Source organism: Kitasatospora sp. NPDC001175, assembly GCF_053598215.1.
On record NZ_JBSFJU010000052.1, the window covers coordinates 44,754 to 58,355 of the forward strand.

The window sequence follows — 13,602 nt, forward strand, 5'->3', positions numbered from 1 at the left end:
ACCATGCTGGAACAGCTCGCGCACGCCCTCCGCCAGGGCGCCGACCGCCCCGCCGTACTCGGCGCGTCCCGCACCGGTGCCACCCGGGTGCTGGCCCGCTGCGGCGAACTCACCGAGCTCGCGGACGGCTACGCGAGCGCCCTGCACCAGCGGTACGGGCTGCGCCCCGGCGACACCATCGGCGTGGCCGTCCGCCCGGGCCCCCGGGCCCTGGCCGTCATGCTCGCCGCACACCGCCTGGGCCTCGCCATCGCCGTCCTCGACCCCGCCGCCGGGCCGGACGTCCTGCTCGCCCGGCTGTCGTCCGCCCGGCCCGCCCTGGTGCTCGCCGACGCCGCCGCCCAGGCCGTCGCGGGCTGGGCGCACCCGCTGGCCCGGCGGGCGGGCCTCGCCCTGCCGCCGCTGGCCGCCCTCGGCCCGGTGGTGACGGTCGGCCCGCGCGCCCCGGGCTGCGCACCGGCCCTCCGCCCGGCCCGGGCTCCGCTGCCCGCGCCGTACGAGGGTGACGGCGACGCCGTAATCGTCTTCACCTCCGGCACCACCTCGAGCCCGCGCGCCGTGGTCCACAGCCGCGGTGGACTGGCCGCCGGAATGCGCACCGTCACCGACCTGGTCCGGCCCCGGCCGGGGGAGACCGTGCTCGGCGGCACCTCCTTCGTCCTCGTCCCCTCGCTGGCCGCCGGGGCCGCGGTGGCCCTCCCGGCCCGCTCGACCCGGCTGCTCCAGCGCCAGATCCGCCTGCTGCGGCCCGCCAACACCTACCTCACCCCACCGCAGCTGCGCGGCCTGGACGGCTTCACCGGACGCGTCTGGACGGGATCCGCCCCGGCCAGCGCCGAACTGCTCGGCCGGGTCAAGCGGGCAGGCGCCCGGGAGGCCTGGAGCGTGTACGCGCTGACCGAGCTGTTCCCGGCCGCGGCCGTCGAGGAGGCCGACAAGGCCGCCCACCGGGGCGACGGCGACCTGCTCGGGCAGCCGCTGCCCGGCGTGGGGGCCAGGCTCTCGCCCGAGGGCGAACTGCTGCTCACCGGCCCCGCCGCCCGCCACCGCTACCTCGGCGAACGGCCCGACCCCTGGGTCCGCACCGGCGACCGCGCCAGGCTCACCCCGGACGGACGGATCGTGCTCGCCGGACGCTGCAAGGACATGGTGCTGCGCCGCGCGGAGAACATCTATCCGGGCCTGTACGAGCCAGCGCTGCACCTGCCCGGAGTCGAACTCGCCGTACTGGTGGGCGTACCGGCCGAGGAGGGCGACGAACGGCTGGTCGCCCTCATCCAGCCGCAGGCCGGAGCCGACCGGCGGCAGCTGCGCACCGCGCTGCAGGCCCCGCTGGGCCGGATGGGCAGCGCCCGCCCGGACGCACTGCTCTTCGCCGAGATCCCGCTCTCCGGGCGCTCCCGCAAACCCGACCGCGCGGCGGCCTCCCGCCTGTGCGCCCGCGCCCTCGAAGCGGACGGGAGCCGTCCCTCGGGCACGCGCGGCGGAAGGTGACCGCCCCCGGCCGCGCCCCGGCCCCCAGCGGACAAGTCCCTCTCCCCGACCCGCCCCGACCCCCGAGGAGCCTTCCTGTGAACGCCCTTGCCCGGCGCCGTGACCGGCAGGTCTACCTCCGCAGCCACCCGGCCCTGTTCGCGCTGCTGGCCGCGACCCGGCACCGCCCGGTCGTCCGACTCGGCCGTACCGTGCTGGTGCACAGCCCGCAGGCGTACCGCGAAGTGCTCACCCGGGTGCCGCTGGACCGTACCGCGTCCGGCACCACCGGCGGCGCGGCGGCCCGACTCACCGACGGCGGACTGCTGTTCGACCAGGAGGGCGCCGAACACCGCGCCACCCGCCGCGAACTGGCCGAACACCTCAGCACCCAGGGCGTGGAGCGGCTGCGCCCGGTCTGGCAGGCCGTCCTCGACCACCGGCTGAGCCGGCTCCACGACGGCGCCGACCTGGTGCCGGTCGTCCGCGAACTCGCCGGCGCCACCGCGGCCGCCCTGACCGGCAGTACGGCGGCACCCCTCGACCTGGCCCGGGCCGCCGCCGACGCCGCCTCGGCCACCGCCCGCGAGCACCTGCCCAGCCTGCTGCCACGGCGCCGATCGCCGTACGCCGCATTGGAGTTGACGCGAATCCTGCCGGACGCCCTGGACGCGATGCTCGTCGTCGCCGCAGTGAACACCACCGTGGCCGCGCTCCCGCGCGCCGCCGCCTGGTGCGCGGACGCCGGCCTCTGGGACGAGATCTCCGCCGGCCCGGCACCCCAACTCGTCGGTGAACTGTTGCGGTTGACCGCACCGTCCCCCATCCTCCCGCGCGCCGCCGCCCCGAGCGCACGGGGCACCGCCGTCGCCGGCTGCCCGATCCGGCCCGGCGACCGGCTGGTCCTGGTGGCCCGGCACGCCGCCGAATCCCACCGCGACACGCCCGCCGACCCGGCCGCCGCCGTCCAGGCGGTCTTCGGCACCGGCCCGCACGCCTGCCCCGGCGCCCGGCTAGCCCGCGCCCAACTCGCGGATTTCCTGGCCGCGTTGGCCCGCCACCAGCCGACCGTCCGCCGCGCCACGGTCGACCGCCGTGCCGCACTTCCGGGCTACTCGTCCCTCCTGGTCCGCCCGCGGCGGTGAACCGGCCGCGGCACGGTACCGCCCCGACAGCTTCCGAACTCCCCTACGAGAGGCGTGATCCATGCGCATCGCCGTCACCGGTGCCGGCGGTTTCTGCGGCTCGCACGTCGCCCGCGCCGCCGCGGCCGCCGGAGCCCAGGTGCTCTGCCTCGGTCGCCGCCCGGGCCCGCTCGGGCAGCACCTGCACTGGGAGGCCACCGCCCCGGCCTCCGCCGAGCTGCGTGCCGCGCTGCGCGACTGCGACCTGCTCGTCCACTGCGCGGCCGCGGTCGGCGACCCGAGGCCGGGCTCCCCGGCGGAGGCGGAGAGCCACGCGGTCAACGTGGCAGGTGCCGAGCGGCTGTTGGCGGCGGCCGCCGGCAGACCGGTGGTCTGGGTGAGCAGCGCCAGCGTCTACGACCCGAGGCCCAGCCGCCGCCTGGTCCGCGAGGACCACCCCACCGCCGGCGGGCACCTCAACGCCTACGGCCGCACCAAGGCCGCCGGGGAGCGGCTCGCGCTCGCCGCCGGAGCGGTGGTGCTGCGCCCGCGCGCGGTGTACGGCCCGGGCGATCCGCATCTGGTGCCCCGGCTGCTCGCCCGGGTCCGCCGCGGCGTGCTGCTGCTGCCCGGCCCGGACGTCGAACTCAGCCTGACCGCCGTCCAGAACCTGGCGGACGCCTGCCTCGCCGCTCCCGGCTGGGCGCCCGGCGCGTACAACATCGCCGATCCGGTGCCGTACCGCCGAGACGAAGCCGTCCGCCGGGTGCTCCGGATGCACGGGGTCACCGACCCGGTGATACGTCATCTCCCGCTCCGGGCGGTCCGTCTGGCCGCCAGGGCGGTGCCCTCTGCGGGCCTCACTCCGTACGCCGTGGACCAGCTCGCGCACAGCGTGGTGCTGGACACCGGCCGCGCCCGCGGCCAGGGGTGGACACCCCGTTGGGACCTGGACACCGCGTTCACCACCCGGGTCTGAGTCCCGGAACGACGACGGGCCCCGCCGCTCCCGACTGGGAGGAACAGGGCCCGTCACGCCGTCTCGGTGACCCGGCCGCCCGGGTCAGCTCTTCGCAGCCTTCTTCACCAGCACCACCACCGCGGCGGCCAGGCCGACCACCACCAGGCCCTTGATCAGCAGGCCGAGCAGCGAGCTCACCACGCCGACCACGAACCAGACCAGGTTCCACGCCAGTACCAGGACGAGGACCGGGACAACGATGTTGCGCACCCAGGAGGGCAGCGACTTCCAGAGCTCAGCCATGTCGGATCCTTATCTCCCCTCGGGCCGGCGCCGGCTCTTCCGTCGCGTCCCGTCCGCTTCCGATGCTTCGATCGTACGGGCGTCGCAGCACGTGGACGAGGCTTCCGGCCCCCCATAGAACCCCGAGATCCCCCCGAGTCCGGGCCCAGGGATACCCCCACGGCCCCCATCGGTGCCCAGCCCGGCGAGCGCTCCGAACCCGCCGTCCGGCGCCCGTTGCGCTTCCCCGGGAGGAGCAACGGGCCGCCGGACGTCAGACCGGCCAGGTCTCACCGCGCCAGGCGGCGTCCCAGAACATCCACTCGTAGCGGGACGTCGTGGTGAAGTGCTCGACCACCCGCCGCCGTTCGGCCGGGGCGAGCTCCTCGCCCAGGCGGTCGGTCAGCTCCAGCACCCGCCGGACCACCGACTGGAACGCCTCGTCGCCGTAGGTGGCGATCCACTTGGCGTACAGCGGCTGCGGCGAGGACTTCGCCAGCAGCTGCTCGCCGACCCGGGCGTAGATCCAGTAGCAGGGCAGCACCGCGCCCACGGCCTCGGCGAACGAGCCGCCGTAGACGGTGGCGAGCAGGTAGCTGGTGTAGGCCCGGGTGGTCGGCAGCACGGGTTCGGCAGCCGCCTCGGCGGCCGTCTGGCCGAAGGCGTTCAGGAACTCGGCGTGCATGCCCTGCTCAGCGGCCAGTGCGCCGATCGCGTCGTCGGCGAAAGCCCGGACGTCCTGCTCGCCCGGAGCCTTGGCGGCGCAGACGGCCAACGCGCGGGCGTAGTCGCGCAGATAGTGCGAGTCCTGGATGACGAAGTGGCGGAAGGCCTCGCGCGGCAGGGTGCCGTCGGTGAGCCCGGCGATGAACGGGTGGCCGAGGATCTCCGCGTAGATCGGCGCGATGGCGGCCCAGAGCTCGGCGGTGAGCGAACCGGGCCGCTCGGCGGCGTACGGCTCGAACGGCCCGGACTGCACCTGGCCGAACTGCCCGAACTCCCCGGACTGCTCGGCGGCGTGGGCCCCTGGCTGCTCTGCGGTGTGCGGATGGGACACGGTGTGGACTCCCTCCCTGTCCCGGGCAGGCGGTTCCCCGCTGCCACGGCCAGGTTCTGGCGGTCGGCGCGACAACCCCCGCTCCGGGGGTGTCGTTCAGCGCCCTCTCAGCCCGCTGCCACGGGCTCCCGCGGTTCGACTGCGTACGCGGCCGACCCTACCGCCCGGCCGGGCCGCCGTTCACAGCCGTCCGGCCCCGGCGCACCGGGGCCCGTGACCGGTCAGTCCTCCGGCGGAGAGAAGATCACCAGCACCCGCAGCTCCTCGGTGATGTGGTGGAACCGGTGCGGCATCCCGGCCGGGACGAAGACCACGCTCCCGCGCCCGACCGTGGTCGTCTCCGACCCGACGGTCAACTCGGCCCGGCCGCTGATGACCTGGTAGATCTCGTCCTGCGCGTGCGGCGACTGGGTGTCGGTGTCGCCCGGCGAAAGCGCGTACAACCCGGCGGACATGCTGCGCTCCTTGAGGAAGCGCAGGTAGGCGCCTTGGTTGGCGGCCCGCTCCGCGTCCAGTTCGTCCAGCCGGAAGACCTTCATCGGCGCCGCTCCACATCTCGTCCGTCACTCGGCCACGCGATGGGTGCATTCAACCGCATCCGGCACCGGCCGCCGCACCGCCGGGCTGCCCCGCCGGTTTGGCTTTCGCTGCGACTGCGGTACGCCTATAGGGCAAGACTTGCTCACAGCAGATTGGATGCGGGCGGACCCGTGAAACATTTCGTCGTCAAAACGCTCAGCAATGCGGCCGCCATCTGGGTCGCCGCCTGGATCGTCAGCGGGATCGACCTCACGGCGGACGGCTGGCAGCACAAGACGGTCACCGTGATCTCGGTGGCGCTGGTCTTCGGCGTGGTGAACTGGCTGATCAAGCCGGTGGTCAAGCTGTTCTCGCTGCCGCTGTTCGTGCTCACCCTCGGGCTGATCACTTTTGTGATCAACGCCCTGATGCTGCTGCTGACTTCCTGGGCCTCCGGCCACCTCCACCTGGACTTCAACGTCACCGGGTTCTGGCCCGCGCTGCTCGGCTCGCTGATCATCAGCCTGGTGTCCTGGGGCCTCCACCTGGCCTTCGACGACGAGGACTGACCACCGACCGTCCTTCCCCAACGCCGAGGGCCCGCCGTCGTGGACGGCGGACCCTCGGCGTGCGGAGACCTCGATCAACGCGCCCCGGGGCTGAGGATGAGCGCCAACTGCTCGTCCAGATCGCCGCCGGTGCGCTCCTCGCCCACCGGCACCAGGCGGTCGGTGCGGGTGAGGAAGGCGATCAGCGGCGGCGCGGAGGACCGCAGCACCGCGTCGCCCTCGGGCGAGCGCAGCATGATGCCGACCTCGGCGAGTTCCTCCCCGAGCGGGTGGATGTGCACATCGCCCTCGCCGGTCGGCTGGCTGATCCCGTCCAGCAGCAGCTCCCGCGCGAAGACCCACGTCACCGGCGCGTCGCCGGGGAGGTGGAAGGTGAGCCGGATCGCATACGGGTCGGCGGGGTCGTACTCGAGGTCGACCAGGATGCGGAAGGAGAGCTCGTTCGAGACCACGAGGTGCATCACCACGTGGCCCTGGACCGTGCTGTGCATGCGCCACTACCTCACGTTCTGACCGGCCTGCCCCGGCTGTGCGACTGTTATGGCCCCCGGATCCGGGTCCAAACCCGTCGGCCACGTTCGGTGCGTGCGATCCACCGGGGATCCGACGGGCCGCACGCCCCGGGCAGTCGCACCGCCCGCCGTGGTGGCCCCGACCCGGAGTTGGCTGCTCCGTTTGCCCGATTGACGCTCATTGCAGCACAGGGTTGGCATGCCTGCAATCACTCTCAGCAACGGATCCGTCGAAGCGCCTTCGAATCACTCTCCATGCCAGAAGGCAACCATACGTTCAACGATTGGTAAAGCGCGAAGCCTTCCAATCGAAGATCCCTGGCCGCTACACCCATACCGGCAGAACCACACCCCCGAACACGCAGAATCATCCGTTCAGCGGAACCGAACCCTCCCGTTCTTCGGCCGGTTCGGGTTTCGGGCAGGCTCGCACGCGGGAGACTTCCGCACAACGCTCGCGCACCGGAGGTGGCCATGCCCGGCCCCGTCCGCCCGGTCGTCAAACGCACGGCCCGGGCCATCCTGCTGGAGCTGGACCCGGACGACCCGCACGCCCAGGCCTCCATCGTCCTGATCAAACGGACCCGACCCGGCAGCAATCCGTACTGGATCACGCCCGGCGGCGGCGTCGAAGCCGGTGACCGCACCGTGGTGGACGCACTGCACCGGGAGATCGACGAGGAGCTCGGCGGCAAGGTCGTGGACGTGGTGCCCGCCTTCGTCGACACCGTCTCCCACGCCCACCACGACGACGGCACCCTCGCCCATCCGCACGGGGTCAAGATCCAGCACTTCTTCGTCTGCCGCCTGGCCGCCATGGACCCCACCCGCCGGCACGGCCCCGAGGTGGACGACCCGCACGGCGAGTACGAGATCGTCCACCTCCCCTTCACCCGCGAGGGCGTGACCTCGGTGAACGTCGTTCCGCCCAGCCTGCGCGCCTATCTCGCCGCCAACATCGAGGGCATCCGGGCTCTGCTCGCCCACGACCTGGGCTGAGGGCGTCCGGCCCGCCGACGCGCGACGCAAGAGCGCCGGCGGGCCGGACGCCCGATGCGCGCACGCGGACGGCCGCGCGGTACCGCCGGAACAGCCCGAGGCGAGGCCCGGGCAAAGGCGTCAGCGCATGGCCCTACCCTGGGTTGCCTTCCGGGGATCTCGGAGAGGCGGGGCGCGGTGCACAGCGGCACGGTCGTGGCGGGGCGGTACCTGATGGATCGCCCGATGGGCGCGGGCGGAATGGGCGAGGTCTGGGCCGCCCAGGACCAACTGCTCGACCGGGTCCCCGTCCGCCGAGGCGCTACGGCTGCTGGCCAGTTGGACCGCGGAACCGACCCTCCCGGGGCTGCCGGACGCCGAGGCAACCGCCTGACGGTGCCGAGCGCCGCTACCCCGCAGCCCCGGGTCAGACCGTGAGAGCGCCGGTGCGGAGGCGGGCGGCGGAGCGGGCGAGCCGGACTGCCGCGAGGACGGGAAGGCTGAAGCCCACCAGGCAGACGGCAAGGACGTTGATCGGGGTCAACCCGGCCGAGGACACGGAGAAGGCGGCGGCGACCAGCGGCACGGCCACCACCGGTGAGAACAGGAGCAGGGTCGCCTGCTTCTTCTCCCGCCGGGTCCACTGCGGGGACTTCCAGACCCTGACCAGGACTGCGATGGCGGCGGCCAGCCCGAGTACCGGCCCGAGGACCGGGACCAGGAACATCGGCGCCGGAAGGACTGCGAGCGCCAGGGTGAGCTTGGTGCGGCCGGCGCTCTCCGGTTCGGGTCGCGGCCCGCCCTCGGCGTCGAGTGCGGCGTCGGCGATCTCCTGGGGGCGGCCCAGGTTGTTCAGGACCTGCCGCACCGCGTCCTCGTCGACGGGGTCGCGGTCCGCCAGTGCGACCTCGATGTGCTCGCGCAGGTCCGCCAGCAGTTCGCGGCGGCGCTCGTCGGGCAGCGCGGCAGTGAATCGGGTGACCGCGTCCAGGTAGGCGCGGACCAGCGGGTGCTCGATGGGGGTCATGGCTTCTCTCCTGGGGCTAGGACGTGGTCTACGGCTGCTCGGAAGGCGGGCCAAAGCGCGGTGAACTCCTCCAGCGCACTGCGGCCGGCCGGGGTGAGGGTGTAATAGCGGCGCGACGGACCACTGGCCGAGTCGCGCAGGAAGGTGTCGGCGAGCCCGGCGCGGCGCAACCGGGACAGCAGGGGGTAGATCGTGCCCTGGCTGGTCGCCAGCATCGGGAAGCGGCCGAGCTCCTGCAGCAGCTCGACCCCGTAGCGCGGACCGTCCCTCAGCAGCGCCAGCACGCAGTACTCCAGCACCCCCTTGCGCAGTTGAGTGGCCACCGACCCGTCCGCCGCACCGGAACCGTCAGTGTGTGTCATGCCAGGTACCATGCAACGCAAGATAGCATGCGGAACAAGACAGCTCCAGAGCCCGCTGACGACTGGTCATCTGATCGCCTTGGAGGCGTGACTGGCGTTCCTGATGCGACATCAGCGGGAGTGGGCGGAGAGGAGCAGGGCGAGCGCGAGCAGGGCGATGCAGACACTGGAGAAGGCGTAGGCGAGGAGAGCGGCGCGGGGGTCCGGCTGCCCTCGCCGGTGGCGTTCGGCGGCTTCGCGGTACTCGGCCTGGGGGTCGTCGTCCACGGTCAGTGCTCCGCGTCCTGGTGGCGGAGGCGGACGGTGTGGGGTTGGCCGTGCAGGGTGAAGGAGAGATCGAGCCGGCCGTCGCGCCGGAGGAACTCCGTGGCACGCTCGGCGGCGTCGGGGCGAGTGAGGAAGTAGCGGAAGGCGTCGGCCTGGAGAGTGCCGAGCGGGAGTGGCTTCAGGGCGTCCCAGACGGCGGCGAGCGCGTCGGGGAGATGCGTGAACGCGGCGGGGGCGGCGATACCCTCGATCTCAACGACGACCGGGATGTCGTCCGTGCTCGGGGTGCTCATACCGCACTCCGCCGGGTCGGGCTGATCAGACACCAGACGGCCTTTCCGATGCCGCCCGGTCTGGGGTGGCAGCCCCAGTCGGCGGACAGTTGCTGAACGAGCCAGAGACCGCGGCCGTCCTCACCGTCCTCGCTCACCGAACAGGGCTTCGGATGACGGGCGTTGGCATCGTGGACTTCGATCCGCAGTACGGCGGGGGAGAGTTCGAAACGGACCTGGATCAGGCGGCCGGGTGGCACGCGGGCGTGTTCGACAGCGTTGGCGACAAGCTCGGAGAGCAGCAACTCCCCGGTGTCCGCGTACTGTTCGCCGCCATCGAGGCCGGCGAGGAAGTCACGCAGCTGCCTGCGGGCTCTACCCGCCGACTTGCGGTGACGCGGCAGCCAACACGAGTGCTCGCCGGTCACAGCGGGCGGTCTCTGCAACGTTCCGGTCATGGCAACGCCCCTTCCGGGCATGGTCGGTAGCCGTGATCCGGGCACACGGCCCGGCGGCGGCCGGGATCAGGCATAGGGATGCCCGGCCAACCGCCCTCCGTAATCACTCTGCGTCTAACGAGTGACTACGTGCCGTAGCATGCCCCTAGTCCGTCGCTTCATGCAATCGCATCAGAAAAAGTACATATGCACTTTCAGATCTCGTGTGACGACGCCCTGTTCAGCAGGACAGACTGTGATCCGACGAGGCAGTGCGACAGAGGGAGGCAGCAACGTGCCCGCAACGCCCACCGTGCGCCGTCGGATGCTGGGTGCGGAACTCCGGAAGATCCGAGAGAGGCTGGACCTCACGGTTGACGAAGTCGCGTCCCGCCTCGGGTGGCACCAGTCCAAGGTCAGTCGCTTGGAGACCGGCCGCTCCGGCGTGCGTGCGAACGAGGTCGGGGCACTCCTCGACGTCTACCAAGTCACCGACCCGGCAACGCGCGAGGCGCTTGCAGCCCTGGCGCGGGAGGGCAAGCGCAGGGTCTGGTGGCAGCCATACTCCGACGTGATCTCCCAGCGCTACGCCTCGTTCATCAGCTTCGAGGCGGAGGCCGTGTCGGTCCGAAACTTCGAGTCTTCGCTCATCCCTGGGCTGCTCCAGACATCGGACTACGCACGGGCGCTGATCCGACAACTCCGACCGGACGCCAAGCCGGAGGTTGTCAACGCACTGGTTGATGTCCGCCTGGCACGACAGAACGCGGCACTTCAGCGAGAGGATCCGCTGAGACTCTGGGCGATCGTGGACGAGGCTGCGCTACGTCGACTGATCGGCAGCCAGTCCATCATGGCGAAGCAGCTGCAACACCTGGTAGCCGGCTGCAGGGAACCTCACATCACCCTGCAGGTGGTGCCGTTCGCGGCGGGCGCCCACCCGGGCGTTCACGGATCGTTTGTCATCCTGGAGTTCCCCGTCCGGAACGATCTCGATGTGGTGTACACCGAAGCCCTGACGAGTAGCCTTTATCTGGAACGGGACGACGACGTAACGGCCTACGACCAGGCGTTTGATCGGCTCCGGGCAGCGGCACTCGACGTTGGGCCGTCGCGACGCTTGATCGGGCAGATTGCAAAGGATCTTGAGTGATGCAGACGGACCCGGTCGGTATAGACCTAAGCCACGCCACATGGCGCAAGAGCAAGTTCAGCGCTGACCAGGGAAACTGCATCGAGGTCGCCGACGGCCTCCCCGGCATCGTCCCCGTCCGCGACTCCAAGGACCCGCACGGCCCCGCCCTCGTCTTCCCCGCCGGCGCCTGGTCGGCCTTCGTCGCGGGCATCAAGGCAGGCGACTTCGCGTGACTTCGTGATCCATCCGGCCGCGAGCGGTTGTTGGTCGTGGCTGCGGCGGGTTGATCGGGTCGGTGGTGCGGGCGGGACGGTTCGGCCGGTCAGCGGCCGACCCACCGGTACACGGTAACTCCGCCACCTGCCACCACCTGCCGGTATCCCATCGAGGGCAGGGCTTCCTCGAAGCGCTTCAGCTGGGCATCTGGAAACGGGAAGTTGTCCGGATGATCCAGCGTCGCCACCCAGTAGGCGGTGGGTCGGATCCAGGGCGCCGCCTGGCCGGGTGGCGTCAGATAGGGAAAGAGCGAGACGGTGCACCGGTCCGTCAGCTGCGGAGCCAGGCGGTTGGCGGCCGCTACCGCTGCTCCGTCAGGTATGAGGGACAACGCCTGTTTGGCATTCGCTACTTGTGATCCTGGAGATGAGAGCGATGGCACCGGCAGCATGGCTACGGCTACCACGAGCGCACCGCTCGGCACCAGCTTGAGCGCGATGTCGAGCTTTCTCCGCGTAACCGGTTCAGCGTTGCGGACCGGCCGCGTCAGGGTGGCCACAGCACCCGCGGGCGGCACCGGCGCAGCGGGCGCCGACGTCACCGCGGGCCGGACCGGCCGCATCTGAAGCCTGCGCAGTCCGTCGATGAGAGCCAGGAAGAGCACTGGCATGAGTACCGCGTTGTAGTGCTGGAGCGTTCCCCAGAACATCGGGTTGAGAGACCAGAACCTGGCTGCCAGCGGCAGCACCAGCAGCACGCACAACGGCGAGCGCAGCGCGAGAAGCAGCGTCGGCGCCAATAGTGTGGCCACTGTCTCCCACTTGGCGCCCGGCAGTAGCAGTCGCGTCAGAGGATCGTCGCCGGTCCACTGCCCCGTGTCGGCGTATGTGTATTTGCCTTCGGGGTTTGCGAGCGGTATCAGCACCAGGATCGCCAGTGCCATGCTCAGCAGCGCGATGGTGGCAAGTCCCGCGCCGAGTCGGCGTTTCCCGAGCACAACGAAGAGGTACGCGCCGATTCCGACCACCAGGAGACCTTGGTCCTCCTTGACCAGCAGCAGTGGCAGCGCCCAGCACACGGCCGCAACCGCCCGCCCGAGCACCAGCGCCTCGGCTGCGAAGGCGGCCAACGGCACTGCGAAGGCCACCTCGTGGAAGTCGAAGGCGAGTGCACTCCACAGCCCCCAGGACAACCCGTACGCGAGCCCGATCGCCAGTCCACCCCACCGTCCAACCGTCCGCATTGCCAGTCTGGTCACTGGCAGCACCGAGGCTGCCAGTAACGCGGCTTGGGCGAGCAACAGCGTCATCGGCCCAGGGAAGACTCGGTAGACGGGTGCGAGCAGTGCGAGGATCGGGCTGAAGTGGTCACCGAGGAGGTTGTAGTCGACCCCCTTGAGTGCCACCAGCGGTTTGCCAAGCCCGGCGTAGCCGCGCACTGCCTCGTCGAAGATTCCCAGGTCGAAGCCGCCGGTCTGCATCAGCAGATGGCTCAAGACCGAGGTAGCGCCATAGCTGACGAACAGTAAGAGTGCCAGGGCTAGGCAGAGGTAGCGGTCAGCGGATAACCGGGTCTTCATGCTCGCCGACGCTAGCACGGCTGTTTTCGGATTCTGCCGCCATCCTGATCAGGCCTGATCGGCCGCCGTGCGATACCTGATCGACGGCGAAGTGCCCGTGCCGGACGATTGTGATGGTATGCGCCCTAATGATGGCACTTCATCATCGGATCGACCGCCGACAAGGGATCGGCTGACGTCTAGCGTTCGTCGTCATGCGACAAGGCTCCGCCCCTGACGCACGGTCAAGGTCAAGCCGTACCGTCGCCCACTGTCCGAACCTGGCTCAGGTAGCGCTTTCCGAGCTCGCTTCAGGTTTCGTGTGGAGGATTTCGCGGGACTGTTCGGCGGCTCGGTGGGCCAGGTCGGCGCGGTAGGCGGTGGGGCCGCCGTTGCGCATCACCTCGCGCGTGGTTGTCGAGGTCGGACGTTCGAGGCGCCTGGCGATCTCGGCGTAGGGGAGGCTGTCGGCCAGCCCCAGCGCGATCTGGTGGCGTTCCTGCTGAGTGAGCCTGACTCCGGGCATCGCGGCCCCCTTCGTCGCCCGTGGTGCCCCCGGCATAGCATTCAGTCTCAATTCATTGCAACGAACCGAGTGGGTGTCGTTGCATTACATTCAAGACCACTGCAACGATTTCATGCCACCTACCTGCACTGATGGCATTTTTGAGCAACGAGCCTGTTGTCAGATATTGGAATGCAACGTAGCTTTTCCTTCATCAGAAACGGCGGGCCGACAGAGCGCCCGCTGCAGAAGAAGGAGAGCACGATGCTGAAGTTCGACACCCCCGCCCCGATCTCCGCCGTCCTGGCCGTCCCCGCCGGACGCATCCAGCTCATCGCCGCCGACCGC

General features: G+C 71.0%; 17 protein-coding genes and 1 pseudogene. 7 read left to right on the forward strand and 11 right to left on the reverse strand.

Annotated elements, in window-relative coordinates:
• Window positions 1–3: 3 nt before the first annotated feature.
• From ACWDAK_RS29525 to ACWDAK_RS29535, 3 genes are all read left to right on the forward strand, one after another.
• The gene (locus tag ACWDAK_RS29525; protein ID WP_427395953.1) at window positions 4–1,494 is read left to right on the forward strand and encodes a class I adenylate-forming enzyme family protein; all 1,491 of its coding nucleotides are present in this window, start codon (window positions 4–6) and stop codon (window positions 1,492–1,494) included.
• Between the two features lie 77 nt (window positions 1,495–1,571).
• The gene (locus ACWDAK_RS29530; protein WP_427395952.1) at window positions 1,572–2,618 is read left to right on the forward strand and encodes a cytochrome P450; all 1,047 of its coding nucleotides are present in this window, start codon (window positions 1,572–1,574) and stop codon (window positions 2,616–2,618) included.
• A 61-nt stretch (window positions 2,619–2,679) separates the two neighbouring features.
• Window positions 2,680–3,576, forward strand: coding sequence for an NAD-dependent epimerase/dehydratase family protein (locus ACWDAK_RS29535; protein WP_344637427.1), 897 nt, complete (start codon window positions 2,680–2,682; stop codon window positions 3,574–3,576).
• An 84-nt stretch (window positions 3,577–3,660) separates the two neighbouring features.
• Here the strand turns inward: ACWDAK_RS29535 and ACWDAK_RS29540 are convergent, their stop codons facing one another.
• The 3 genes from ACWDAK_RS29540 to ACWDAK_RS29550 form a co-directional block, all read right to left on the reverse strand.
• Window positions 3,661–3,861, reverse strand: a complete 201-nt coding sequence (locus ACWDAK_RS29540) for a DUF5326 family protein (protein ID WP_344637428.1) — start codon at window positions 3,859–3,861, stop codon at window positions 3,661–3,663.
• Between the two features lie 253 nt (window positions 3,862–4,114).
• Window positions 4,115–4,897 carry a thiaminase II gene (gene tenA, locus ACWDAK_RS29545; protein WP_427395951.1) on the reverse strand — a complete coding sequence of 261 codons (783 nt, stop codon included), beginning with the start codon at window positions 4,895–4,897 and terminating at the stop codon, window positions 4,115–4,117.
• Window positions 4,898–5,118: 221 nt separating this feature from the next.
• A complete protein-coding gene (locus ACWDAK_RS29550) occupies window positions 5,119–5,436 on the reverse strand; it encodes a cupin domain-containing protein (protein ID WP_344637430.1) in 318 nt (105 codons plus the stop codon).
• 171 nt (window positions 5,437–5,607) lie between these two features.
• Here ACWDAK_RS29550 and ACWDAK_RS29555 point away from each other — a divergent pair, with 171 nt between their 5' ends.
• Window positions 5,608–5,985, forward strand: coding sequence for a phage holin family protein (locus ACWDAK_RS29555; RefSeq protein ID WP_344637431.1), 378 nt, complete (start codon window positions 5,608–5,610; stop codon window positions 5,983–5,985).
• Window positions 5,986–6,059: 74 nt separating this feature from the next.
• Here the strand turns inward: ACWDAK_RS29555 and ACWDAK_RS29560 are convergent, their stop codons facing one another.
• Window positions 6,060–6,476 (reverse strand): SsgA family sporulation/cell division regulator, encoded by a 417-nt coding sequence (locus ACWDAK_RS29560; RefSeq protein ID WP_344637432.1) that lies wholly within the window; start codon window positions 6,474–6,476, stop codon window positions 6,060–6,062.
• A gap of 495 nt (window positions 6,477–6,971) precedes the next feature.
• Between ACWDAK_RS29560 and ACWDAK_RS29565 the strand changes: the two genes are divergently transcribed.
• Window positions 6,972–7,496 carry an NUDIX hydrolase gene (locus ACWDAK_RS29565; RefSeq protein WP_344637433.1) on the forward strand — a complete coding sequence of 175 codons (525 nt, stop codon included), beginning with the start codon at window positions 6,972–6,974 and terminating at the stop codon, window positions 7,494–7,496.
• Window positions 7,497–7,902: 406 nt separating this feature from the next.
• Here ACWDAK_RS29565 and ACWDAK_RS29570 read toward each other — a convergent pair whose 3' ends face one another.
• The 5 genes from ACWDAK_RS29570 to ACWDAK_RS29590 form a co-directional block, all read right to left on the reverse strand.
• Window positions 7,903–8,502, reverse strand: coding sequence for an HAAS signaling domain-containing protein (locus ACWDAK_RS29570; protein ID WP_344637434.1), 600 nt, complete (start codon window positions 8,500–8,502; stop codon window positions 7,903–7,905).
• Window positions 8,499–8,864, reverse strand: a complete 366-nt coding sequence (locus ACWDAK_RS29575; protein ID WP_344637435.1) for a PadR family transcriptional regulator — start codon at window positions 8,862–8,864, stop codon at window positions 8,499–8,501. The genes ACWDAK_RS29570 and ACWDAK_RS29575 overlap by 4 nt, the downstream gene beginning before the upstream one ends.
• 111 nt (window positions 8,865–8,975) lie before the next feature.
• Complete coding sequence (locus tag ACWDAK_RS29580) at window positions 8,976–9,131, reverse strand: hypothetical protein (RefSeq protein ID WP_344637436.1); 156 nt, start codon at window positions 9,129–9,131, stop codon at window positions 8,976–8,978.
• 2 nt (window positions 9,132–9,133) lie between these two features.
• Complete coding sequence (locus ACWDAK_RS29585) at window positions 9,134–9,424, reverse strand: hypothetical protein (RefSeq protein WP_344637437.1); 291 nt, start codon at window positions 9,422–9,424, stop codon at window positions 9,134–9,136.
• Window positions 9,421–9,861: an ATP-binding protein gene (locus tag ACWDAK_RS29590; RefSeq protein ID WP_427395950.1), complete on the reverse strand. Its 441-nt coding sequence runs from the start codon at window positions 9,859–9,861 to the stop codon at window positions 9,421–9,423. Before ACWDAK_RS29590 ends, ACWDAK_RS29585 begins: the two co-directional genes overlap by 4 nt.
• Window positions 9,862–10,135: 274 nt before the next feature.
• Between ACWDAK_RS29590 and ACWDAK_RS29595 the strand changes: the two genes are divergently transcribed.
• Entirely contained in the window at window positions 10,136–10,993 is an 858-nt protein-coding gene (locus ACWDAK_RS29595) for a helix-turn-helix domain-containing protein (protein ID WP_427395949.1), read from the forward strand.
• A complete protein-coding gene (locus ACWDAK_RS29600; protein WP_427395948.1) occupies window positions 10,993–11,208 on the forward strand; it encodes a DUF397 domain-containing protein in 216 nt (71 codons plus the stop codon). The genes ACWDAK_RS29595 and ACWDAK_RS29600 overlap by 1 nt, the downstream gene beginning before the upstream one ends.
• Before the next feature lie 89 nt (window positions 11,209–11,297).
• Here the strand turns inward: ACWDAK_RS29600 and ACWDAK_RS29605 are convergent, their stop codons facing one another.
• Together ACWDAK_RS29605 and ACWDAK_RS29610 are read right to left on the reverse strand one after the other, a co-directional pair.
• Window positions 11,298–12,770 (reverse strand): DUF2079 domain-containing protein, encoded by a 1,473-nt coding sequence (locus ACWDAK_RS29605; RefSeq protein ID WP_344637441.1) that lies wholly within the window; start codon window positions 12,768–12,770, stop codon window positions 11,298–11,300.
• Window positions 12,771–13,062: 292 nt separating this feature from the next.
• A pseudogene (locus tag ACWDAK_RS29610) lies at window positions 13,063–13,275 on the reverse strand (helix-turn-helix domain-containing protein); the annotation flags it as partial.
• Window positions 13,276–13,602 lie beyond the last annotated feature (327 nt).

What these genes read in the sequence shown, in the direction of transcription:
- ACWDAK_RS29525 (WP_427395953.1), top strand. Translation starts at nt 4, where the DNA reads ATGCTGGAACAGCTCGCGCACGCCCTCCGCCAGGGCGCCGACCGCCCC.
- ACWDAK_RS29535 (WP_344637427.1), top strand. Translation starts at nt 2,680, where the DNA reads ATGCGCATCGCCGTCACCGGTGCCGGCGGTTTCTGCGGCTCGCACGTC.
- ACWDAK_RS29540 (WP_344637428.1), bottom strand. Translation starts at nt 3,861, where the DNA reads ATGGCTGAGCTCTGGAAGTCGCTGCCCTCCTGGGTGCGCAACATCGTT.
- ACWDAK_RS29550 (WP_344637430.1), bottom strand. Translation starts at nt 5,436, where the DNA reads ATGAAGGTCTTCCGGCTGGACGAACTGGACGCGGAGCGGGCCGCCAAC.
- ACWDAK_RS29560 (WP_344637432.1), bottom strand. Translation starts at nt 6,476, where the DNA reads ATGCACAGCACGGTCCAGGGCCACGTGGTGATGCACCTCGTGGTCTCG.
- ACWDAK_RS29565 (WP_344637433.1), top strand. Translation starts at nt 6,972, where the DNA reads ATGCCCGGCCCCGTCCGCCCGGTCGTCAAACGCACGGCCCGGGCCATC.
- ACWDAK_RS29570 (WP_344637434.1), bottom strand. Translation starts at nt 8,502, where the DNA reads ATGACCCCCATCGAGCACCCGCTGGTCCGCGCCTACCTGGACGCGGTC.
- ACWDAK_RS29575 (WP_344637435.1), bottom strand. Translation starts at nt 8,864, where the DNA reads ATGACACACACTGACGGTTCCGGTGCGGCGGACGGGTCGGTGGCCACT.
- ACWDAK_RS29585 (WP_344637437.1), bottom strand. Translation starts at nt 9,424, where the DNA reads ATGAGCACCCCGAGCACGGACGACATCCCGGTCGTCGTTGAGATCGAG.
- ACWDAK_RS29590 (WP_427395950.1), bottom strand. Translation starts at nt 9,861, where the DNA reads ATGACCGGAACGTTGCAGAGACCGCCCGCTGTGACCGGCGAGCACTCG.
- ACWDAK_RS29600 (WP_427395948.1), top strand. Translation starts at nt 10,993, where the DNA reads ATGCAGACGGACCCGGTCGGTATAGACCTAAGCCACGCCACATGGCGC.
- ACWDAK_RS29605 (WP_344637441.1), bottom strand. Translation starts at nt 12,770, where the DNA reads ATGAAGACCCGGTTATCCGCTGACCGCTACCTCTGCCTAGCCCTGGCA.